This is a genomic window from Gammaproteobacteria bacterium (assembly GCA_017999615.1).
Classification (GTDB): domain Bacteria; phylum Pseudomonadota; class Gammaproteobacteria; order JAABTG01; family JAABTG01; genus JAGNLM01.
On record JAGNLM010000018.1, the window covers coordinates 1 to 21,764 of the forward strand.

Sequence of the window (21,764 nt, forward strand, 5' to 3'; positions counted from 1 at the left end):
AGCGCGACGTTCCTGCTGGGGGTCTCGCTGCTCTACGGGGGAAGCGGGTCCCTCGCGCTCTCCGCGTTCAGCACGGCGCTCGGCTCCCGGGACGTGCTGGCCACGGCCGGCGTCGTGCTCGTGCTCTCCGCGTTCTTCCTGAAGGCGGCCGTGGTGCCGTTCCACACCTGGGCCCCCGACGCGTACGAGGCCGCCAGCGTTCCGGTGACGGCCTACATGGCGGCGGTGGTCAAGGCTGGGGTCCTCTTCGCTGTGCTGCGCCTGTTCGCCCTGGCGCCGGCCGAGCGGCCCCTCGTGGACCTCCTCGCCCTGCTGCCGCTCGCCTCGATGGTCTGGGGCAATCTGGCGGCGATGCGCCAGGATGGCCTCCGGCGCCTCATCGCCTACTCCTCCATCGCCCACGCCGGCTACCTCTTCTACGCGTTTCTCGGGGACGGTCCCGGCCGCTTCCAGGCCGTCACGTTCTACCTCCTCGCCTACGGCCTGATGAACGTGCTGGCGCTCGCCGCGCTGCCCCCGGGCGGGGACGACGTCGCGCGGGACCGTCTCGAGCGACTGAAGGGGCTCTTCCAGCGCCAGCCCTATGCGGCGTGGATGATCGCCGTGGCGATGCTCTCCCTTGCCGGGATCCCCCCGTTTCCCGGCTTCGTCGCGAAGTTCCTCGTCTTCAAGAACGTGGTCGCGGGCGGCTACCCGGTCTATGCGGTCCTGGGCCTGGTCGGCAGCTACCTCGGCCTCTATTTCTACCTGCGGGTGATCCAGTACCTGTTCATGGCCGCCCCGTCCGCGGCCGAGGAAGCGCCAGCGCCCGAGGGGGAGGGGGCCCCCGGCCGCCTGGCGTTGGCCGCCACGGCGCTGTGCCTCCTTCCTGCCATCCTGATCGCGCTCTTCCCCGGCTGGGTCATCGACCGCCTCGGCGGCTGAGGCAGCCCCAGGGGATAAGGATATCCTTATGGCGCGGGCACGCGCGGATGGGCTAGCCTGATTGCCACAGGTTAAGCGAGTCCGCCGCTCCCGGGTTTACTCCGATGGGGGCAGGCCGGAACGGAAACCCGCCGGTTGCCCCTCAGGAGGTGCCATGACGACCACGCTGCTCCTGCTGCTCGGGTTCCTTGTCACCTTCGTGATGCTGGGCGCGGCGGTGCGTGCCCTCAACCGCTGTTCCTGCCGGCAGCGGGAGGGCTGACAGAGGGCGAATGACCCGGGTGTACGCCGATATGGTAGGGTGAAGGGCGGAGCGGACTCGAGCAGGCGTCCTCGGACCCGGGCATGAATCGATTCCAGCGTGCTGCGCTGGCTGCAGTGACAGCCGGCAGCGCAGCACTCAGCGGCTGTCAGTTCCTGATGCCCTCGGGGAAGAGCGAGGTCGTGTCCGCTTGGGCGACCTTCGAGCAGGCGGAAGCCGTCCTGGCCGCCGTCGAACCCTACCGGACCACTCGGGACGAAGTGCACGCCGCCGGCCTGGACCCGCGGGTCGACTCGACCGTCTCCATCCTCAACTTTGCCGACGTGCTGCAGCGGTTCTCCATCAGTGCCCTGGCCGACCCCGACGGCTTCGAGCGTGGCATCCAGGACTGCCTGCGGGCGGGGCAGCGCTGCGCGGCCTATGCGGTCAAGGCCGAGAAGGTCCGCAGCAAGAGGGTGGGCAACTTCTGGCTCGACCTGCTGAATTTCAAGCGGGAAACGGAGTCCACGGGCTGGAATTTCAACGCACTGGTCCTGTTCGTGGACGACCTGGTCGTGTACCGGCTCACGGGCGGTCAGCCACGCGTCCACGCCTACGAGGTGAAGCGCCAGCCTCTCGGTCCGCTGCAGAACATCGGCGAATCACTGCGCCCCAACATTCCCTGAAGGGTCCCTGAAGGGCCGGACCCCGCTGACGGGGGGGGGCCGGGTCAGGCGGCGCCGGTCAGGCGGTGCAGCGCCTCGCGATACTTCTCGCTGGTCTTCGCCACCACCTCCGGGGGGAGTTGCGGGCCCGGGGCCTGCTTGTTCCAGCCGATGCTCTCGAGCCAGTCCCGCACGTACTGTTTGTCGAAGCTGGGGGGAGTCACCCCCGGTGCGTAGCTCTCGGCCGGCCAGAAGCGGGAGGAGTCGGGCGTCAGGGCCTCGTCGATGAGGTAGAGAACGCCTGACTCGTCGAGCCCGAACTCGAACTTCGTGTCCGCGATGAGGATGCCCCGGCCGGCGGCGTACTCGGCTGCCTCGCGGTACAGGGCGATCGCCGCGTCGCGGACCTGGCGGGCGATGGCCCGTCCCACGATCTCCTCCGCCCTCTCGAAACTGATGTTCTCGTCGTGGGCGCCCGCTTCGGCCTTGGTGGACGGAGTGAAGAGCGGCTGGGGTAGCTTCTCCGCCTCACGCAGGCCGGCAGGCAGGGGAATACCGCTCACGCTCCCGTGCCTCTGGTACTCCTTCCACCCGGACCCCACCAGATACCCCCGCACGATCGCCTCGATGGGCAGGGGCCTCAGCTTCTTCACCACGACGGACCGCCCCGAGACCTGCGGGCGTTCCTCCCCCGGGACCACCGATTCCGGCGTGATGCCGGTCAGTTGATTGGGAATGAGATGGCCCAGCCGGGAGAACCAGAAATCGGAGATCCTCGTCAGCACTTCGCCCTTCCCGGGGATGGGGGTGGGGAGCACCACGTCGAAGGCCGAGAGGCGGTCGGTGGTGACGATGAGGAGCAGGTCCTCGCCGACCGCGTAGATGTCCCGCACCTTGCCGCGGGCCACGAGGGGCAGGCTGTGGAGCTGGGATTGGAACAGCACGTTCGCCATCTGGGCTCCCGACGTTCGTGTTGAGGGGGAAGCCGCCAGCCGCTGGGCCGCTACCCGCGACGGGTGGGATGCTCACCGCGCATTATGGGGCGACTTCTTTCAGAGGGCGAGGCCGCCGCCTTGCCCGGGACCTTAGAGCAGGTAGAACTCCCAGTATCCGCCCTGCGAGCGTGGGCTATCCTGCCAGGGGATTGTCGCGACCTTCGAGTGAGCGGACGGCTACGCATCGTCAGGATGCACGCCACGAACTCGCGGTCGCGGCGCGAGCTGCTGGGAAAACAGTCGGCTGATGAGAGGGTTGCGATGATGCATGCGAGATCGGTTGCGCTGACAGCAGTGCTGCTGGCGGTGACGGGGTGCGCGAGCACCGGGCCGCAGCACTCGGGCTTCATCCAGAACGAGCCTGTGATGCAGGAGGAGAAGGACGCCGAGGGAACCGTTCACCGTTACGTCAGCCCGAAACTCTCGTCGGGGGCATACACGAAGGTGCTGGTGGAACCGGTCCAGCTCTACCCGGAGCCCCAACCGAGCGAGAAGGTCGACGCGGCGACACTCCGTCAGGTGCGGGACTACATGGACCAGGCCTGGCGCCGGGAGTTGGGCAAGCGGGTCGGGCTCGCGAGCGGCCCCGGGCCCGGCGTCGCCCGGGTGCGCACGGCGCTCACGGGCGTGAAGGCGGAGAGCGCGAGCCTGAAGCCGTACCAATACCTCCCGGTGGCCCTGGTCGCGACCGCCGCGGCGGAGGCGGGCGGGTTGCGCTCGAAGGACGTGCGGCTCTTCGTGGAGGTCGAGGTCACCGACAGTGTGACCGGCGAGCGGCTCGCGGTGGCGGTGCGGGAGGGCACGGGGGAGAAGATCAAGGGAGGTAGTCAGGACAAGGTGACGCTGCAGACGGTGAAGCCGCTGGTCGACCAGTTGGCCGCGAGCGGTGCGACCGTCCTCGCCTCGAGCATGCAGGGGCGCTGAAGACCCGGCGGCTCTGTGGGATGGGGGTGGGGTTTTCTTGACGAGATGAGGCGCTTTGACATGAAACACCTTCGACCCTTCGCAGTGATCGGATGGCTGCTGGCACCAGTGCCTGCGCTCGCGGCCGATGCGCCTCCTGCCGCACGGTCCTCGGAGGCGCCGCCGGCGCTTGCCGCGGCGGTTCCCGCCTCGCCCGGCACTGCGGCGGCCGCCTCGTCCGAAGCCACTGGGCGAGTGATTGACCGCGCCGCCGAGCGGCTGATGGTGGACTTCTGCGGGCTGCTGACAGCCGCAGACCGGTTCTCCTTTCAGCTCGATGCGAGCTTCGACGAAGTGCTGAGGACTGGCACGAGGGTCCAGTACCACAAGTCGAGTGAGGTGGTGGTCCAGCGCCCGGACCGGCTGCGGGTCGACGCCGAGAGTGACAAGGGGGCGCGGTCCTTCTTCTACGACGGTAAGACTCTGGCCGTCTACGACCCCGACCGCAACCTCTACGCGGTCTTCCCGGCGCCGCCGACCCTCGACGCCATGCTGGATGCGGCCGAGGATCGGGGCCTCACCATTCCGCTGAACGACCTGGCCCGCAGCAAGCCCTGTGCGGGGCTGGCCGAGCTCACCCGCACGGGTCACTACGCCGGCCGGCACTACTTCAACGGCGAGCCTCATCACCACCTGGTGTTCGTCACGGACGGCGCCGACATCCAGCTCTGGCTGGACACGGGCGAGGTCCCGCTGCTGCGCAAGGTGGTCATCGACTATCGGGCGCTGCCGGGTGCGCCGCGCTACGAGGGGGTCCTCACCGACTGGAGCTTCGAGCCCGCGATCGAGGCGTCGACGTTCACGTTCACAGTGCCCCAGCAGGCGGTGAAGGTCGAGCTCCGTGAGGCCGGCACCGCCGAAGGAGGGAAGACGCCATGAGCCGCTCGGGTGAGGGCCGTACGGTCCTTCGGGGTCTGGTGTACGGGGCGCTGGCGGGGCTGCTGGTGGGCGGGCCGGTCGCCTTCGGGCCTGTCATCGACGGTTCGGGTGAAGTTTCCGCTCGCGGCTTCGGCGGCGGTGGTGGCGGCCGTGGCGGGGCCAGCCGCGGGGGGAGTGGCGCAGGCGGGGGTGCGGCGCGGGCCCAGCGAGCGCCGAGCAGCATTGACCGCCAGCCGCGGGCGGCGAGCGCCGACCGGGGCGGCTCGTTCCGGAGTGCGGGTGCGGACAGGCCTGCGTCCTCTCAGTTCGGTGGCGGTGGTATGCGGCGTTCGGCGGCCCGCCCGGCGAGCCCGGATGCGAGCCGGCAGGGTCTCGACAGTCCGCAACGGAGTCTCAGCACGCGCGCGCAGTCAGACCGAGCCGCTACCGCCGAGCGCCAAGCCAAGGAGCGGGTGGCCGGAAAGCGGCCCGACATGGCTGCTGGGGCGGCCGGCAGCCAGCAGGCGCGGCTCGATCAGGTGAGGGCCAAAGACCGGGCAGGCGGCGAGCGCCAGCAGGACACCACCCAGCGCCGTGAGGACCGTCAGCAGCAGATCACCGAGAACCGCCAGCAGTGGCAGGACAACCGGGATGAGCGGCGCGAGGAGCGGCAGAAGGCCCTCGAAGACTTGCAGGAGAACCGGCAGGACTTCATCGAGGACTTGGCCGACGAGCGGCGCGAGCTGTGGGAGGACATCTACGACGACCACCACTACTGGGGTGACTGGGACGACGACGATGACGACAACGAGTGGCTGTGGGGCATCGTCGGCGGGGTGGCCGGTTACATGATCGGTGCGGCGGTGAACTCGCCTCCAGCCGGCACCGTTGCGGTGCCGGTAGCGGGCTCAACGGTGCCCTACCAGTACTACGGCGGGGCTTTCTACCAGCCGGCGCCTTCGGGCGGCCAGGGCTACGTGACCGCCCCGGCGCCGGTCGGGGCGGTGGTCGACGCGCCGCCCCTGAAGTGCACCATCGTCTACGGGCCGAAGGAGGAGGGGTACTGCTACTTCGAGGGTGCCTTCTTCCTCTACAACGCGAAGACCGACAAGTACGTGGTCGCCGACCCGCCGGTGGGCACCGAAGTGCCCTACCTGCCGGACGGGTACAAGACCGAGACCATCGGCGGAGTCGAGTACATGAAGCTCGGCCCGACGTACTACCGGCCGTACTTCAAGGGCGACGAGGTGAGCTACGTCGTCTCGAAGCCGTAGCGGTCGTGGGATGAGCGCGAGCGGCCCAGGCGCAGTGCGCCTGCGTTTCGGCGAGCTCGCGTGAGAGCCCCAGAATCGTCGTGGCCAGATTGCGGCGGCGGACGTTCGATTCGTTCACGGTGAAACTCCTTTCGGGGGCGAGAGGTCCCCGACAACGGGTCCTCAGGGGCTCTGCGTGCCCGCCTTGTAGCCCGACTGGTAGGCGCGCTGCTCGCTCTTCTTCTGCCGGTCGTAGACATAGCCACCGGCCGCGCCGACGGCGGTGCCGATGAGGGCGCCCGTGCCGGCGTTCCCGCTGAAGGCGCCAATTGCGGCGCCGCCCACCGCGCCGATGCCGGCTCCGGAGACGGTCCGCTGCTGAGTGTTGGTCATACCCGCGCACCCAGAGAGCGCGAGGGCGGCAGTGAGAACGATGGGCAAGCTCGGAATGCGCATGTCTACATCCTCAAGTGGAGGGAGTTGTTCGTGTCCGTCCCGCGGGGAATCTCACAGCAAGCCGCGCTCTCACTTCGACTTCTTGGCCGTCGCTGGCGCACACGGCCAGTTCGCCACTGCGAAGCGCACCAGGGCGTCGACGGCGGGCTCGCCCATGAACTGTGGATTGGCCTTGCTCCAGTCCACGAACCGTTGCCCGGCCTCGGCGCGGGTCGGACCAGGGGCGGGAACGCAGAAGAGCGGCCGGTCCTTGGGCGTCGGCTTCAGGGCGGCGTGGAACTCATAGACTCCTCTCAGGTAGCCGTAGCAGAAGCTGCGCGCGGCTTCTGCCATCGCGTCGCCATCGGGCACGGCGCAGAGGTCTGCCAGGTCCTGGCCGTTGCGGAGCTGAAAGCTCTCTGGGGTCGCGGTTTGCGCGGTCAGCGGAAAAGTCGCGAGAGCCATGATCCCTGCCAGCATCGTCCTGCGCATGAAGGTCTCCTCTAACAGCACGTTGAAGAAGCATCCACGGAGCACACAGAGTCCACAGAAGAGTAGAGAACCAGTTCCGCTTGGCCCGAGACGACTCGCCTTCACGGTATCCGAAGGATTGCAGCCCTGGGAGGGGAGTCTCGGACAAGGCTGGGCGGGGGTGACCTCGTATAACTACGAGTCCGCCCCCCCATCCGGGTGGCATGGATATGCCGGCGTGCTATGTTCCAAATTCCGTCGCACCCGACAGGGTCGCCGGACGCTTTCCGCCCCAGCCTGTTCCTCGGCGGCGGGGCGGGGGTGATTGTGAAGATGCCTGGGGGAAGGATTTCGCCGCTCCATGACGCGTTGGAGTCCGATGCTCGCCGCCTGCGTGCTGCTGGTCCTGGTCGTGCCGGACCTGGCGGCGGCGACCAGGCGGGTGCTGATCCTCCACTCCTTCGGCCGCGATTTCGGGCCGTTTCAGGTCTTTTCGTCAGAGTTTCGCACGGCGCTGGTGCGCGACTCGCCGGAGCCGATCGAGTTCCAGGAGGCGACCCTCGAGATCGGGCTGTTCGGGGCAGGGGCGGACGATGACCCGGTGGTGCACTACGCGAACACGCTCCACGCGGCACGACCGGTCGACCTGGTGATTTCGGTCGGTTCCCCGGCGGCACGCCTGCTCCAGCGAGACCGCCAGCGCATGCTCCCTGGCGTGCCAGCGCTCCTCAGTGCGTTGGACCAGAGGTTCCTGGACGACGTGACGCTCGCTGCGACCGACGCTGCTGTCCCCGGGGCCATCGACCTGCCGGGGACGGTGGAGGTGCTGCTGCGGGTGCTGCCTGACACCCAAGAGATCTTTTTTGTGATCGGCGGTTCGCCGCTGGAGCAGTTCTGGCTCGCTGATGCCAAGCGGGAGCTCGAGCCCTTCGCGGAGCGGGTGGCTTTCACCTGGTCGGAAAGGATGTCCTTCGAGGAGATACGGGCGCGCGCCGCCACGCTCGGCCCGCGGTCGGCCATCTTGTATACCATGCTGGTGGTGGACCGCGACGGTGTCCCCTACGAGGAGGAGCGGGCTCTCGCCCGGCTCTCCGCTGTGGCCAGCGCGCCGATCTTCAGTCTGTTCGAGCACCACGTCGGCCTGGGGGCTGTGGGCGGGTCGGTACTGTCCGTCGAGCAGTTGAGCCGGGAGAGCGCGCGGGCCGCGATTCGCATCCTGCAGGGGCAGCCCCCCGCCAGTATTCGGCTGCCGCCGATGAGGCCTGTTTCGCCCGTGTTCGACTGGCGGGAGCTCCAGCGCTGGCGCATTCGGGAGACTGACCTGCCGGTTGGCAGCGATGTCAGATTTCGCCAGCGCACCTTTTGGGAGCAGAACCGCTGGCAGGTGGTCGGCGTGCTCGGGCTCGTTATGGCGGAGGCCGCGCTGATCGTGCTCCTTGCCTTCAATTACGTCACCCGCCGGCAGGCGGAGGAGGCGGCGAGGGGCCTTAGCCGCAAGTTGATCCAGGCGCAGGAGCAGGAACGCGCGCGGGTCGCACGCGACCTGCACGACGACATCACCCAGCGCCTGGCGCGCCTTGTCATCGACGCCGCCCAGGTCGAGCAGGGCCTGGCGGATCACTCTCCGCGGGACAAGGTTCGCGGCCTGCGGGAGGGCTTGGTACGACTGAGCGAGGACGTCCACAGTCTCTCCTACCAGCTGCACCCCTCGATCGTCCAGGACCTGGGTCTGGCCGAGGCCTTGCGCGTGGAGTGCGAGCGCTTCTCGAGCAAGCAGCCGGCTCCGGCGGACCTGAGCCTGCGCGACCTGCCCCCCTCGGTCCCGCCCGCCGTCGCGTTCTGCCTCTATCGCGTTGGCCAGGAGGCGCTGCGCAATGTCGCGCGGCACGCAGGCCCCGCGCGGGTGCATGTCTCCCTAGCGGGCGTCGACAAGGGCCTGCAGCTCGTCGTTCAGGATGAGGGAGTCGGGTTCGATCCGAGACTCCAGAACGACAAGCCCACCCTCGGCCTCGCGAGCATGTGCGAGCGGCTGTCCCTGCTGGGCGGAGAGCTGGATCTGGAGACGAGTCCCGGGTCTGGCACCACGGTGCTGGCCTGGGTCCCCCTGAGGCAGGCGCGGTCATGAGCCGGCCGCGCGTGCTGCTCGCCGACGACCACCGGATGGTTGCCGAGGGCTTGAAGACCCTGCTCAGCCCGGACTTCGACCTGGTGGGCATGGTCGAGGACGGTGCGGCGCTGGTCGAGGCGGCACGCGTACTGCGCCCCGACGTGATCGTGGCCGACATCGGCATGCCGCGGCTGAACGGCTTCGAGGCGCTCGCGGAACTGCGCAAGGAAGACCCCGGGGTCCGGGTCGTCTTCCTGACCATGCATCAGGAGGCGGCGTACGCGCGCCGGGCGCTGGAGGCGGGGGCCCTCGGGTTCGTCCTCAAGCACTCGGCGCCGGACGAGCTGGTGACCGCCATCCGGGCCGCGCTGGAAGGCAGGACCTACGTGACCCCCGCGCTGGCAGGGGCCCTGCAGCGGACGTCCACTCGGTCGCCCGAGACGGTCACCGAGTCCGAGGCCACATTGAGCGCACGCCAGCGCGAGATCCTTCAGTTCCTGGCCGACGGCCGCTCGGCGAAGGAGATCGCCCGCCGGCTCAACATCTCGCATCGTATCGAGGGACAGTGACATGACCGCGTCAAGCGCCGCCCGCGGGTGGCTTCCCATCGTCCTGGCGGCCCTGCTCGCGGGCTGCGGCAAGAGCGAGCCGACAGCCTCTCTGGCGGCGGCGCCACCGCCGGCGGTGACGGTCGTCCGCGCGGCAGTCGAGGACGTGACGCCGACGCGGACCTTCACCGGGCGGATCCAGGCCATGGACAAGGTTGACCTGCGTGCGCGGGTGCAAGGGTTCCTCGAGAAGCGGCTGTTCCAGGAGGGGGCGGACGTCAAGGAGGGGGACCTGCTGTTCGTCATCGAGAAGCCCCCCTACGAGGCCGCGGTGGCGGACGCGAGGGGCGCCATCGAGCGCGCCCAGGGGGCACTGAAGCTGGCCGAGGTCGAGGTGGAACGGTACCGCGAACTGGTCAAGAAGCAGGCGGCGGCCCAGAACGACCTCGACCTGCGGGTCGCGAAGCAGACTGAGGCCAGGGGCGCCCTGATGCAGAGCCGGGCGGCGCTGGACAAGGCCGAGCTCGACCTGAGCTACACCGATGTCAAGGCCCCGCTGTCGGGGCGCATCGGTGCGGCGGCCTACTCGGTGGGGAGCTTCGTCAGTCCCTCGAGCGATCCCCTGGCGACCCTCGTGCGTCAGGACCCGACCTACGTCGTCTTCCCCATCAGCTACCGGCTGGGCATCGAGCTCCGCCAGCAGCAGGCGATGAAGGGCGAAGACCCTCGCGCAGTCAAGGTCAAGCTGCGGCTGGCGGACGGCTCCACCTACGAGCACCCGGGAATCATCAATTTCGTAGACGTGGAGGTGAGTCCCGGCACGGATACCCTGCTGGTCCGGGCCGAGATGCCAAACCCGGACCGGCTGCTGATCGACGGCGGGCTGGTGACGGCGGTGACCGAGGCCGCGATGCCTCAGCAGGCGCTCGTGGTGCCGCAGCAGGCGATCCTGGCTGACCAGGCGGGCCTGTACGTGCTGGCGGTCGACGCCGAGAGCAAGGTGCAGGTGCGCCGGATCGAGAGCGCACCGGCGATTGACGGCCGGGTGCCGGTGAAGAAGGGTGTGGCCGAGGGCGACCGGGTGGTCGTCGACGGGGCCCAGAAGGTGCGTCCGGGCATAGTGGTCACCGCGACCGAGGCGCCGGCGAAGCCTGCGGGTGACGCGAAATGATTTCCGCCACCTTCATCGACCGGCCGCGGCTCGCGATCGTCATCTCGATCGTCATCACGCTCGCTGGCCTGATCGCACTCAAGGCCCTCCCGGTCGCCCAGTTCCCGGACATCGTTCCGCCCGTGGTGGAAGTGAAGGGCTCGTACCCCGGGGCAGGCGCCGAGGTGGTGGAACAGAGCGTGGCGCAGCCGATCGAGTCCCAGGTGGTCGGCGTCGACAACATGCTGTACATGAAGTCGACCAGCGGCAACGACGGCAGCTACACGCTCAACATCACCTTCGCCGTCGGCACCGACCCGGACATCAACACCGTCAACGTGCAGAACCGGGTCTCGCTGGCCGAGCCGAAGCTGCCGGAGGAGGTCCGCCGCCAGGGCCTCACGGTGAAGAAGAAGTCCTCGGCGATCCTCCAGATCATCAGCGTCTACTCCCCGGAGCGCACCCACGAGAACCTGTTCCTGTCGAACTACGTCACCATCAACCTGCTGGACAACATCAAGCGCATCCGCGGGGTGGGCGATGCGTTCCTGTTCGGCGGGCTCGACTACAGCATGCGCGTGTGGCTGGAGACCGACCGCTTGACCAACCTGGGCCTCACCCCGAACGACGTGATCCAGGCGGTCCAGGGTCAGAACGTGCAGGCGGCAGTCGGCCGGACCGGCGCCCAGCCGGTGGCGGAGGACCAGCTTTTCCAGCTCAACATCCAGACCCAGGGCCGGTTGGTCGACGTGGAGGAGTTCGGGAACATCGTGGTGCGGGCGAACCCGGACGGGTCGTTCGTGCGCATCCACGACATCGGACGGGTGGAGTTGGCGGCCAAGACCCAGGATGCGGCGGGGCGCTTCAACGGCGGCCCGGGCGCGCTGATCGCGATATTCCTCGCCCCGGGCGCCAACGCGCTCGACGTGGCGGACGGGGTGGGCGGCTACCTGAAGGGTGCTGCCAATCGATTCCCCCAGGACATGACCTACAAAGTCACCTACGACTCCACCAGCTTCGTGCGGCAGAGCATCGAGGAGGTGGTGCACACCCTGCTCGAGGCCTTCGTCCTGGTCGTGATCGTGGTGTATCTGTTCCTCGGCAACCTGCGGGCCACGCTGATCCCGCTCATCGCCGTTCCGGTGTCGCTCATCGGCACCTTTGCGATCATGCTGGCGCTCGGGTTCTCGGCCAACATGGTCTCGCTGCTGGCGCTGGTGCTCGCGATCGGCATCGTGGTCGACGACGCCATCGTGGTGGTGGAGAACGTCGAGCGGATCATGGGCGAGCACCCCGAGCTCTTGCCCGCCCAGGCGGCCAAGCGCGCGATGGAGGAGATCACCGCCCCGATCCTGGCCATCACGCTGGTGCTGCTCTCCGTGTTCGTGCCGGTCGCCTTCATCCCCGGGATCACCGGGCAGCTCTACCAGCAGTTCGCGGTGGCGGTCTCGGTGTCGATGGTGATCTCGGCGCTGAACGCGCTCACGCTCTCGCCGGCGCTCTGCGCGGTGTTCCTGCGCCCGCACCACGGGCCGCACCGGGGATTCATGCGCTACGTGCTCGGGGCCATCGACATGGCGCGCGACGGCTACGCGGCGGCAACCCGGGTGCTGGTGCGGCGGGCGGCGCTCTCCCTCGTGTTCCTCGGCGTGGTGTTCGCCGGGGTGGGCTACCTGTTCAAGGTCACGCCGACCGGCTTCCTCCCGGAGGAGGACCAGGGGGCCTTCTTCGTGGAGGCGCAGCTGCAGGAAGGCTCCTCGGTCAACCGTACCCTGCGGGTGGCCGAGCGTATCGAGCAGGTGCTGCTGCAGACCCCGGGTGTATCGGACGTCAGCTCGGTCGTTGGCTACAGCACGCTCGACGCCCTGAACAAGTCGAACAGCGCCTACTTCATCGTCCTGCTGAAGCCCTTCGCGGAGCGCGGGGCGCCGGGTGAGGACGTGCATTCGATCCTGGCCCGGCTGCGGGGCGAGTTCCGGGCGTTCCCGGACGCCAATGTGTTCGCCTTCAACGTGCCGCCGATCATTGGCCTCGGTACGGGCGGCGGCTTCGAGTACCAGCTCGAGGACCTGCGGGGCGGCAAGCCGAGCGAGCTCGCGGCCGTGGCGCGCGGGCTGGTGGTCGCGGCCAACCAGGAGCCGAAGCTCTCGGCGGTCTTCACCTCGTACTCCGCCAACACCCCCCAACTCTATCTCGACCTCGACCGGGACAAGGTGCAGACCCTGGGGGTCGCGGTGTCCGATGTCTTCAACGCCCTGCAGGCGACCCTCGGCGGCTTCTACACCAACGACTTCAACCTGTTCGGGCGCACCTGGCAGGTGAACGTCCAGGCGGAGGGGAGCGACCGTGACGAGGTGCCGGACATCTTCCGCATCCACGTGCGCAACGCGAAGGGCGAGATGGTGCCGTTGCGCTCGGTGGCGGAGGTCAAGCTGTTCCTGGGGCCGCAGACGGTGGGGCGCTACAACAACTTCCGCAGCGTCACTCTGATGGGCAGCCCCGCGCCGGGCGTCAGCTCGGGCGAGGCCCTGGCGGCGATGGAGGAGGTCTCTGCGGGCACGCTACCCGAGGGCTACAGCTTCGAGTGGACTGGCACCGCGCTGCAGGAGAAGGAGGCGGCCGGCCAGACCGCGGTCATCCTGGGGTTGGCGGTGCTGTTCGCCTATCTCTTCCTGGTGGCTCTCTACGAGAGCTGGACGATCCCGGTCCCGGTGCTGCTATCGGTGTCGGTCGGCATCGCCGGGGCGATGCTGGCGCTCTGGATCGCAGGTCTGGACAACAACGTCTACGCCCAGATCGGCATCGTGGTGCTGATCGCCCTCGCGGCCAAGAACGGCATCCTGATCGTCGAGTTCGCCAAGGAACGGCGGGAGCACGGACTCTCCATCACCGATGCGGCCGTGGAGGGTGCAGGAAGCCGGTTCCGGGCCGTGATGATGACGAGCTTTGCCTTCATCGCCGGGCTGCTGCCCCTGGTGGCGGCGACCGGCGCGGCGATGCTGAGCCGGCGCGGCGTCGGCACCGCGGTCTTCGGCGGGATGATCGCGGCCTCCGCGATTGGTATCTTCCTGATCCCGCCGCTCTACGTGGTATTCCAGTGGATGCGCGAGAAGGTCCGCGGCGAGGCCGCGGCCCGCCCGCGCGGGGCGGGCTGAGGTGGCCTGAGAGCCTGTGAAGAAATTGAAGACAGGGCACACATGGCCGTGGCCCCGTGATCGCCGGCAGTGAGGTCTATGGCGGGATGGAAGGTGGCCCCGGGTCGGGCCGTTGCCGGCACTCCTTCTCGTAGCGTTCCCAGAGCGCGGCCTTGCGTTGGGGCTGAAAGTGCAGACGGTCCAGCTCCCGCCGCATCGCCGAACACTCGGGGTCCGGGTCCTGCCGGAGCATCTGCTGCACGGACGCGCCCATGTGGAGGTCACGGGCGGGGGGGGGCACCGACGCTTCGGGTGCGGGCACCAGACCGCCCGGTTGGGCCATGGCGCCGAGCGGTGCCAGGGCCAGGGCCAGTACCCAGGGGTTGCGTATCGTCATGACGGCCTCTCGCGTTATCCGTCGACCTGGCGGCGCGGTTGGGCGAGCAGTCCCTGCAAGGCCTCTGGCTCGCGAACCAGTATGTCGTGGTCGGCCGTCAGGATCCAACCCTCGCGCCGGAACTTGGCCACCACGCGACACAGGGTCTCGGTCGTGACCCCCAGGATGGACGCGAGGTCGGAGCGCCGGACCGGTAGCCGGGTCACGGCGCGCCCCGGCTCCTCGGGGTCGTGGTTGTCCAGCAGGTAGGCGGCGAGCCGCTGTTCCGCACTGTGCAGCGTGACGCTCCGGACCTGGTCCACCGCGTAGTGCAGTCGCCGGCTGATGATGGCCAGGACCTTCCAGGTGAGCTCGGTGTGCTGGCCCAAGAAGCGCAGCAGGGAGAAGGCGTTGATGGCCACCACGCTCGAATCCTGCAGCGCCATGGCGCTCGCGACGTAGCCCTGGCCGGAGAACAGCGCCGTCTCCCCCAGGGTGCGGCCCGGTGGGATGAACGCAAGTGCCTTCTCCCGCCGTTCTGGCCCGGAGACATAGAGCTTCAAGAGACCGCTCACCACGCAGTAGACCGCCTTGCAGGGCTCGCCCTCGCGGAAGAGGACCTCTTTCGTCGGGAGCTCCGTCCTCTTGCAGAAGGTGCAGACCGTATCGAGGTCTGCCTCCGGGAAGGAGGAGAAGAGTGGCGTGGTGCGCAACGTCTCCAGCAGCCCCTCGGGTGCCGCGTCGTGAAAGTCCCTGGCGCCGGTGAAATCGTCTACGTTATTCAGATTGTGTGCCCTAGGCCAAATAGCCTAACACGACCACGCCCTTGTTCGGGCCACCGCTGTCCTGAGGCGCACCGGGAAACGCCTGGCGTGACTCGTCAGCAAGGAGCTGGCGGGCCTGGCCGGGTGAGGGCGGATCAGGGGCCTGGAGGGCGGTCGGAATGGTCCGGCGGCAGCAGGGTCCGCCTGAGCCACTGGTAGGCCCGGGTGGCGAGCGATGCAAAGAGTTGCAGAGCCCGGTCCTGGATGGACACCGCCCAGGGCGGGCGGGGAAGGTTCCAGCCAATGAGCGCGCCGAGGAAAAAGATGAGGAGCTCTTCCATTGCGGGGTCCTCGTCGATGGTTAGCGTGCGTTGTGTGAGAGCCTGCAGATGCAGTGTAGGTCCTGGCGCGGATGCGTGCAGGGGGCTAGTGATAGAAAGAGCTTATGGGCCTTGTCGTGCCGATAGGAAACTTTTATTTGTAGTATTAGAATATACTAATATACTAATAGTCACACGGGGCCCACGGCTCCCAGATACCACAACCAACCTCAGTCAACCTTCACATCCAGGAGATACGAAAATGAAGACCTTTGCAAAAACACTGGCCGTCGTCGCGATCGCCGCTGCCTCCGCCACTCCGGCCCAGGCGTGGTGGGGTCCCTGGGGCAACACCGGGTACGGTGGTGGGCCCTGGAACGGATTCGGCGATCTGTTCGGCGACGTGAGCTTCAACTTTTCGATGCGGGGTGGGGGCCGTGGGAACGGCTACGGATACCCCTACTACTACGGGAACCCGTATGGCTACGGCTTGCCCTACGCGCCGGTAGCCCCGCTGGCCCCTGCTGACACAACCAAGTAACCGGACCGATTCCCGGTGTGCAGGAAGGGGGCACCCTCGGGTGCCCCTGTTTCCTTTGGGACTCAACCCACCGCCTCGACCAGTTTTTCGTAGGACTCGGAGAACAGTCTCAGTCCGTCGTTCTGCAGCGTGTCGCCCATGCCGGCGGCGTCGAGCCCGAGTGAATCCAGCGCCGCCATGTGCGCCTGCGCCTCCGGCACGCCGAGACCCAAGGTGGGCGCGACCCGTCCGTGGTCGAGCAGTGCCTCCAGGGTCTTGTCCGGCAGCGTGTTGATGGTCTCCGGGCCGATCAGCGGCTCCACGTAGAGCAGGTCGGGGTAGGCCGGGTTCTTGGTGCCGGTGCTCGCCCACAGCAGGTATTGCGGCCTGACGCCCGCGGCGCGCAGCGACGCGAAGGCCGGACCCTGGAACAGTTCCTGGTAGCGCTGATAGGCGAGCTTGGCCAGTGCCACGGCCGTCCTTCCCCGCAGGTCTGCCGCTTCCGGGTGGCCGAGGGCCCCCAGGGCTTGGTCGGCCAGGGTGTCGACGCGGGACAGAAAGAGGCTGGCCACCGCCTTCAGCCTCCGGGGATCGCCACCCCCTTCGACCCAGCGGCGCGCGCCGCGGATATAGGCCTCGAAGGTCTGCACCGTCTGGCGCAGGGAGAAGAGCAGGGTGACGTTGACCCGCAGACCCTCGGCCGTCAGTTGCTCGAAGGCCGTCAGCCCTGCGGGTGTGCCGGGCAGCTTGATCAGGAGGTTGTCGCGACGGACCATCCCCGCCAGGCGTCTCGCCTCGGCGACCGTCCTCGGCGCGTCGTGGGCGAAGCGCGGCGCGACCTCGAGACTGACGTATCCGTCGTCCCCGAGGCTTGCGTCGTGGACGGGGCGCAGCAGGTCGCAGGCGGCGCGTACGTCCTCCACCGCCAGCGCCTCGTAGCGTCGTTCGGGGTCGGGCTCCGAGCCCTTCCACTGCGCCAGGGCGTCGTGATAGTAGGGGCTCTCCGTCAACGCCTTGTGGAAGATGGTGGGGTTGGAGGTGATGCCGGAAACGCCCAACTCCACGAGCCTGCCGAGCGTGCCCTCCCGGAGATGGGTGCGGGTCAGATTGTCCAGCCAGATGCTCTGGGCATAGCGCTTCACTTCCTGGAGATTTGCCATTTCCTGCTCGCCCCCTGTCGCTCGATCGCGCCAGGCACTCTAGACGGATGCGGCGCTGGAAACCAGCGGCTCGCCGGGGGCGGTGCCTTCGCGCACATTCTCGCGGCGGCAGGGCGTAAAGTTGTCACATCGAAGAGTTCGTGGACGAAAGCGAAGGTGGACGCAGTGCCGGGAGGGGAAACGATGTCTTCGGAACGCGAGAGCTCGAGGCCCATGGGCATCCGGGTGGTCGGAACGATCCGGACACCCTTCCCCCACGCCTCCGGCACGCCAATCCAGGCCGTCTACGGCCAGGGTGTCGAGGCCCAGGTCGTGGTCGACGAGGAGTACTCCCGCGCCCTGGACGACATCGACGGCTTCGAGCGCATCTGGCTCATCTACTGGATGGATCGGGTGGAGGCGTTCCGGCCCAAGGTGGTTCCGTACCGCGACATTCAAGAGCGTGGACTCTTTGCCACCCGGTCCCCGACGCGGCCGAACCCCATCGGCATGTCCGTGGTCCGCCTCCTGCGCCGGGAGGGCAACATCCTGCACGTGGCCGACATCGACACCCTGGACGGCACGCCACTGCTCGACATCAAGCCCTACGTCCCCGAATTCGACGCCCACCCTGGCTCCCGCGCCGGCTGGCTCGATGCCCCCGCGATGGACCGGCGCCACGCGGACGACCGGTTCCACGCAGAGACTCCCGGCAAGAGGTCCGAGAAGTAGCCAGTACGTCTCTTTTCTCCAGGACCGCAGGTAGCCTCCGGGCGCATCGTTGCGTCGGCGGGCCGAAGGCGGTCAGCCACGGTAGGGCGGGAGCGAGAGGTTCCACTGGATGGCGGCCAGGCGCAGCCCGGTGCTCACGGCGAATGCTACGCCGGCAGCGAGCGGCGTGCCGACCCCGATGGCGTCCAGTCCCACGTACAGGGCGCTGCCCAACAGTGCGGCCAGCGCGTAGACTTCCTTCTGCAGCACCAGCGGGACTTCGTTGCAAAGAACGTCGCGGATCATGCCGCCGACGATCGCCGTCGTGACCCCCATCATGATGGCGATCCCGCCGGGGGTTCCGGCCCCCAGGCCGACCTGCGTTCCGGACACGGCAAAGAGGCCGAGTCCGAGGGCGTCGGCGAGGGGTCCCATCGGAGAACATCGTATCATCACCAGGAAGCCCACGATGTCGATCATCCTCGCCACCGAACACCTGACCCGCCGGTTCAACACCGTCGTGGCCGTCGACGACCTGACCCTCAGCGTCGAGGCGGGCGAGGTCTTCGGTCTGCTCGGGCGCAACGGCTCGGGCAAGACCACGCTGATCAAGATGCTGACGACCCTGTTGTTGCCCAGCGCGGGCTCCGCGCGGGTTGGCGGCTTCGACGTGGTCCACCAGGCCGCCGAGGTCCGCCGCCTCATCGGCTACGTGCCCCAGGCCCTGTCGGCCGATGGTGAATTGACCGGTTACGAGAACCTGCGCGTCTTCGCGGCGCTCTACGACATCCCGCGCGCGCAACGGGAGGTACGCATCCGGGAGAGCCTGGGCTTCATGAACCTGATCGAGCACAAGGACAAGATGGTGAAGGCCTACTCGGGCGGAATGATCCGGCGGCTGGAGATCGCCCAGGCCATGCTGCATCACCCCCGGGTGATGTTCCTGGACGAGCCGACCGTCGGCCTGGACCCGGTGGCGCGCGAGTCGGTCTGGGAGCACGTCGGGCAGTTGCGCGCGGACTTCGGCACCACGATCTTCTTCACCACGCACTACATGGAAGAGGCGGAGGACTCCTGTACGCAGGCGGCGATCCTGCGTCAGGGTCAATTGATCGCCGTCGGCACACCGGCCGCGCTGAAGGCGGCGACCGGAAATCCCGGCGCCAGCATGGATGACGTGTTCAGCTATTACACGGGGGACACGGTGGAGGAGAACGGCGCCTACCTCGAGACCGCGGCCATGCGCCGGGCCACCCGGAAGCTCGGCCGCTGATTGCTGCCATGAGGACCACGCCCGCAGGCTTTGTCGCGAAGACCCTGGCCGTCGCCGAGATGGAGGTGCGCAAGCTGCGCCACGACCCGACGGAGCTGCTCACCCGCGCCGTGCAACCGGCCCTCTGGCTGCTCATGTTCGGGCAGGTCTTCAGCCGGACTCATCTCATCCCGAGCGGCACGCTGAGTTACATGGATTTCCTGATGCCGGGGATCCTGGCGCAGAGCGTTTTGTTCGTCGCCATCTTCAACGGCATCTCGATCATCTGGGAGCGGGACCTCGGCATCGTCCACAAGTTCCTGGTGAGCCCGACGCCGCGCACCGCGCTGGTGTTGGGCAAGTCCGTCTCCGCAGGCGTGCGGGCGATCGCCCAGGCGGCCCTCATCTACCTGCTGGCGTTTGCCCTGGGTGTGCACATCAACTGGAGTCCCGTGGCGCTCCTCGGCGTGCTGCTGTTCGTCCTGTTGGGGGCGAGCCTCTTCTCGACCTTCTCGCTCATCATCGCCTGCCTGGTCAAGACGCGGGAGCGCTTCATGGGCATTGGCCAGGTCATCACCATGCCGCTCTTCTTCGGCAGCAATGCGATCTATCCCACCGAGATCATGCCGGACTGGCTCAAGACGATAGCGCACATCAATCCGCTGACCTACGAGGTCGACGGCCTGCGTGCGCTGACGGTGGTCGGCAGCCACAGCGTGCTCGGTCTCTCTGTCGACTATGCGGTCCTCGCCGCGGTCCTGCTGGTGTTGATCTTCATCGCCGGATGGATCTACCCGCGGATCATCTCCTGACGAACAACCTTCCACGCCTGCCCCGCCTCGCGAATATCGGCTCGGCAACGTCGCTGGCGACCCGCTCCCGGAGAGGGAGCGTCCGACCAGCGGCGCGGGCTAGCTGAGCAGCGCGATCCACGCCGGCAGGGTGACCAGAAAGGCGAGGCTGCTCCAGCTGGCGGTCAGCGCCGCGGCGCGCACGTCCAGGTTGAAGCGGTCCGCGAAGCTCGCGGCGATGACCATGGTCGGCATGGCCACCTCCAAGATCGCGGCGTTCTGCGCGGGGTGCAGCTCTCCCAGCGTGAGCCGCGTCAGGCCCCAGACGATGAGGGGGGCCACGGCGAGCTTGACGGCGACCGCGGCGAGCACGGGGCGGGTGGGCTTCAGGTCGCCCCAGGGGATGGAGAGCCCCAGGCTGAACAGCATGATGGGGATGGTGGCCTGGCCCATGAACTTGGCCGCCTTGACCAGGGGCTCCAGCTCCACGCCGGAGAAGTTCACCACGAAGCCGAGCACGTAGCCCCACACCGGCGGCAGGGTCAGCACCATGCGGAAGAGGCTCTGGCCCCGTCCGCCGGGGTGGCCCAGGCCGGTGGCGATCCACACCCCGAGGGTCCACAGCAGGGGGGTGGAGGCCAGCACGTCGGCGAAGGCGGCGTAGGTGCCGCCGGCGTCGCCGTACAGGAAGGTGAGGGTGGGGTAGCCCATGAAGAGCACGTTGCTGAAGCTGCCGGCCAGAAGGATGGCGGCGCGGGACTCGGGGCCCAGGCCCGCCCCCAGGCGGGAGCGGTAGAGCAGGGTGTGGAGCAGGGCCAGGCTGACGAGGATGCCGGCCGCCATGATCACCGGCACGGTCAGCATCTGCCGGTCGACGTGAGCCTCGGCGGCGAGGGCGAACAGCAGGGTGGGGGCGAATACGTCCACCACCACGCGGTTCAGGTCGACGCGCAGTTTGGCGGCGGGAAAGGTGTCGGCCCGGTAGCGGGTCCACAGGCCGCCCGCGGCCACCAGCAGGGCGACGGGCAGCCAGACCTGCAGCAGGAGCTGAATCAGGAATTCGATGGACAAGGCCTTGTACCAGTGCTCAGGGCGCGCGCCGCGCCTGCCACGCGCTCGCGCAGGCGGGTGATCCGCCGACGGGACTCGTGACGGCGCACCGCCATCCGCAGGGCCTTCGGCTCGGCGATGACGACGACCAGCCTCTTCCCGCGCGTGACCGCCGTGTAGAGCAGGTTCCGCTCGAGTAGCCGATAGTGTTGCATGGCCAGGGGGACCACCACCGCGGGGTACTCCGAGCCCTGGGACTTGTGGATGCTGGTCGCGTAGGCGAGGGCCAGCTCGTCGAGCTCCGCGGTCTCGTAGGGTACTGCGCGGCCGTCGAAGTCCACGGTGAGCGTGTGCTTCTCCAGGTCGATCGCCGAGACCCGGCCGATGTCGCCGTTGAAGACCTCCTTCTCGTAGCTGTTCACCCGCTGCACGACCTTGTCGCCGACCGCGTAGGTGGTCCCGAACCTCTGCACCCGCGGCTCGCCAGCCGGGTTGAGCCGCTGCTGCAGCTCGAGGTTGATCGCCTGCACGCCGAGGCCGCCCCGGTTCATGGGGACCAGGACCTGGATGTCCTCGATGGGGTGGAGGCCGAATCGCTGGGGGATGCGACGGGTGACTGCGGCGTAGAGCTTGGCCGCGACGTCCGCGGCGTCGGCCGCCTCGATCAGATAGAAATCGCTCGCCTCTCCCTTCTCCGGTGCCAGCGGCATCTCGCCGTGGTTGATGCGGTGGGCGTTGGTGATGATCCGGGAGCTGAGCGCCTGGCGGAAGATCTCGGTGAGGCGCACGGTGGGCACTGCCCCGGAGCCGATGAGATCGGCGAGCACCGCGCCGGGGCCGACCGACGGCAGCTGGTCCACGTCGCCGACGACGAGCAGCGCGGCGCGGTCCGGAACCGCGCGCAGCAGCTGGTTCGTCAACACCGTGTCCATCATCGACGCCTCGTCGATGACCAGCAGATCGGTGTCGAGGGGATGCTCGGCGTCGCGCTTGAACTGGAAGCTCGTGGGGTCGAGCTCCAGGAGGCGGTGCACCGTCTTCGCCTCGACGCCGGTCGTTTCGCTCAGGCGCTTGGCGGCGCGCCCGGTGGGCGCGGC

Annotated in this window: 22 protein-coding genes and 1 pseudogene (1 of these 23 running past the window's edge); 13 read left to right on the top strand and 10 right to left on the bottom strand. The window is 68.2% G+C overall.

Translation table 11 applies throughout. The features are described from left to right. The coding region (locus tag KA217_11120) for an NADH-quinone oxidoreductase subunit N (protein ID MBP7712990.1) at positions 1 to 924 on the top strand (924 nt) is incomplete at its 5' end. Positions 925 to 1,269: 345 nt separating this feature from the next. Beyond that, the gene (locus KA217_11125) at positions 1,270 to 1,851 is read left to right on the top strand and encodes a hypothetical protein (GenBank protein ID MBP7712991.1); all 582 of its coding nucleotides are present in this window, start codon (positions 1,270 to 1,272) and stop codon (positions 1,849 to 1,851) included. Between the two features lie 44 nt (positions 1,852 to 1,895). Here KA217_11125 and KA217_11130 read toward each other — a convergent pair whose 3' ends face one another. Beyond that, positions 1,896 to 2,783 (bottom strand): phosphoribosylaminoimidazolesuccinocarboxamide synthase, encoded by an 888-nt coding sequence (locus KA217_11130; protein MBP7712992.1) that lies wholly within the window; start codon positions 2,781 to 2,783, stop codon positions 1,896 to 1,898. 303 nt (positions 2,784 to 3,086) lie between these two features. Between KA217_11130 and KA217_11135 the strand changes: the two genes are divergently transcribed. The 3 genes from KA217_11135 to KA217_11145 all read left to right on the top strand — a co-directional run bounded on the left by KA217_11135 (position 3,087) and on the right by KA217_11145 (position 5,920). Further along, complete coding sequence (locus tag KA217_11135; protein ID MBP7712993.1) at positions 3,087 to 3,749, top strand: DUF3313 domain-containing protein; 663 nt, start codon at positions 3,087 to 3,089, stop codon at positions 3,747 to 3,749. A 60-nt stretch (positions 3,750 to 3,809) separates the two neighbouring features. Further along, the gene (locus KA217_11140; GenBank protein ID MBP7712994.1) at positions 3,810 to 4,667 is read left to right on the top strand and encodes a DUF2092 domain-containing protein; all 858 of its coding nucleotides are present in this window, start codon (positions 3,810 to 3,812) and stop codon (positions 4,665 to 4,667) included. Between the two features lie 473 nt (positions 4,668 to 5,140). Further along, positions 5,141 to 5,920: a hypothetical protein gene (locus tag KA217_11145; GenBank protein MBP7712995.1), complete on the top strand. Its 780-nt coding sequence runs from the start codon at positions 5,141 to 5,143 to the stop codon at positions 5,918 to 5,920. A gap of 162 nt (positions 5,921 to 6,082) precedes the next feature. On the opposite strand, the gene KA217_11150 is transcribed toward KA217_11145, so the two are convergent. Further along, on the bottom strand, positions 6,083 to 6,355 hold the full coding sequence (locus KA217_11150) for a hypothetical protein (protein MBP7712996.1): 273 nt from the start codon (positions 6,353 to 6,355) through the stop codon (positions 6,083 to 6,085). Between the two features lie 69 nt (positions 6,356 to 6,424). Then, positions 6,425 to 6,826 (bottom strand): hypothetical protein, encoded by a 402-nt coding sequence (locus KA217_11155; GenBank protein MBP7712997.1) that lies wholly within the window; start codon positions 6,824 to 6,826, stop codon positions 6,425 to 6,427. A 340-nt stretch (positions 6,827 to 7,166) separates the two neighbouring features. Between KA217_11155 and KA217_11160 the strand changes: the two genes are divergently transcribed. From KA217_11160 to KA217_11175, 4 genes are read left to right on the top strand one after another with little or no spacing between them, the layout of a single operon-like run. Beyond that, positions 7,167 to 8,930 (top strand): hypothetical protein, encoded by a 1,764-nt coding sequence (locus KA217_11160; GenBank protein MBP7712998.1) that lies wholly within the window; start codon positions 7,167 to 7,169, stop codon positions 8,928 to 8,930. Continuing rightward, a complete protein-coding gene (locus tag KA217_11165; protein MBP7712999.1) occupies positions 8,927 to 9,481 on the top strand; it encodes a response regulator transcription factor in 555 nt (184 codons plus the stop codon). The genes KA217_11160 and KA217_11165 overlap by 4 nt, the downstream gene beginning before the upstream one ends. A gap of 1 nt (position 9,482) precedes the next feature. Then, the gene (locus KA217_11170) at positions 9,483 to 10,631 is read left to right on the top strand and encodes an efflux RND transporter periplasmic adaptor subunit (GenBank protein ID MBP7713000.1); all 1,149 of its coding nucleotides are present in this window, start codon (positions 9,483 to 9,485) and stop codon (positions 10,629 to 10,631) included. Continuing rightward, the gene (locus KA217_11175; GenBank protein MBP7713001.1) at positions 10,628 to 13,765 is read left to right on the top strand and encodes an efflux RND transporter permease subunit; all 3,138 of its coding nucleotides are present in this window, start codon (positions 10,628 to 10,630) and stop codon (positions 13,763 to 13,765) included. The genes KA217_11170 and KA217_11175 overlap by 4 nt, the downstream gene beginning before the upstream one ends. A 76-nt stretch (positions 13,766 to 13,841) precedes the next feature. On the opposite strand, the gene KA217_11180 is transcribed toward KA217_11175, so the two are convergent. The 3 genes from KA217_11180 to KA217_11190 all read right to left on the bottom strand — a co-directional run bounded on the left by KA217_11180 (position 13,842) and on the right by KA217_11190 (position 15,225). Then, complete coding sequence (locus KA217_11180) at positions 13,842 to 14,141, bottom strand: hypothetical protein (protein MBP7713002.1); 300 nt, start codon at positions 14,139 to 14,141, stop codon at positions 13,842 to 13,844. A 14-nt stretch (positions 14,142 to 14,155) separates the two neighbouring features. Beyond that, positions 14,156 to 14,833, bottom strand: coding sequence for a Crp/Fnr family transcriptional regulator (locus tag KA217_11185; GenBank protein ID MBP7713003.1), 678 nt, complete (start codon positions 14,831 to 14,833; stop codon positions 14,156 to 14,158). A 206-nt stretch (positions 14,834 to 15,039) separates the two neighbouring features. After that, on the bottom strand, positions 15,040 to 15,225 hold the full coding sequence (locus tag KA217_11190) for a hypothetical protein (protein MBP7713004.1): 186 nt from the start codon (positions 15,223 to 15,225) through the stop codon (positions 15,040 to 15,042). A gap of 241 nt (positions 15,226 to 15,466) precedes the next feature. Between KA217_11190 and KA217_11195 the strand changes: the two genes are divergently transcribed. After that, positions 15,467 to 15,745: a sulfur globule protein CV1 gene (locus tag KA217_11195; GenBank protein ID MBP7713005.1), complete on the top strand. Its 279-nt coding sequence runs from the start codon at positions 15,467 to 15,469 to the stop codon at positions 15,743 to 15,745. 62 nt (positions 15,746 to 15,807) lie between these two features. Here KA217_11195 and tal read toward each other — a convergent pair whose 3' ends face one another. Further along, positions 15,808 to 16,884: a transaldolase gene (tal, locus tag KA217_11200; protein ID MBP7713006.1), complete on the bottom strand. Its 1,077-nt coding sequence runs from the start codon at positions 16,882 to 16,884 to the stop codon at positions 15,808 to 15,810. A gap of 183 nt (positions 16,885 to 17,067) precedes the next feature. On the opposite strand from tal, the gene tsaA reads away from it, so the two are divergent. Beyond that, positions 17,068 to 17,595: a tRNA (N6-threonylcarbamoyladenosine(37)-N6)-methyltransferase TrmO gene (gene tsaA / locus KA217_11205; GenBank protein MBP7713007.1), complete on the top strand. Its 528-nt coding sequence runs from the start codon at positions 17,068 to 17,070 to the stop codon at positions 17,593 to 17,595. A gap of 72 nt (positions 17,596 to 17,667) precedes the next feature. On the opposite strand, the gene KA217_11210 is transcribed toward tsaA, so the two are convergent. Beyond that, complete coding sequence (locus tag KA217_11210; protein ID MBP7713008.1) at positions 17,668 to 18,054, bottom strand: TRIC cation channel family protein; 387 nt, start codon at positions 18,052 to 18,054, stop codon at positions 17,668 to 17,670. Here KA217_11210 and KA217_11215 point away from each other — a divergent pair. Together KA217_11215 and KA217_11220 are read left to right on the top strand one after the other, a co-directional pair. Beyond that, positions 18,044 to 18,847: an ATP-binding cassette domain-containing protein gene (locus KA217_11215; protein MBP7713009.1), complete on the top strand. Its 804-nt coding sequence runs from the start codon at positions 18,044 to 18,046 to the stop codon at positions 18,845 to 18,847. The genes KA217_11210 and KA217_11215 overlap by 11 nt on opposite strands. A gap of 8 nt (positions 18,848 to 18,855) precedes the next feature. Next, positions 18,856 to 19,638 carry an ABC transporter permease gene (locus tag KA217_11220; protein MBP7713010.1) on the top strand — a complete coding sequence of 261 codons (783 nt, stop codon included), beginning with the start codon at positions 18,856 to 18,858 and terminating at the stop codon, positions 19,636 to 19,638. Positions 19,639 to 19,737: 99 nt separating this feature from the next. Here KA217_11220 and KA217_11225 read toward each other — a convergent pair whose 3' ends face one another. Together KA217_11225 and KA217_11230 are read right to left on the bottom strand one after the other, a co-directional pair. Then, a complete protein-coding gene (locus KA217_11225) occupies positions 19,738 to 20,688 on the bottom strand; it encodes an AEC family transporter (GenBank protein MBP7713011.1) in 951 nt (316 codons plus the stop codon). Further along, positions 20,670 to 21,764: pseudogene (locus KA217_11230) on the bottom strand (AAA family ATPase); it runs 598 nt beyond the window's last position. Before KA217_11230 ends, KA217_11225 begins: the two are co-directional and overlap by 19 nt.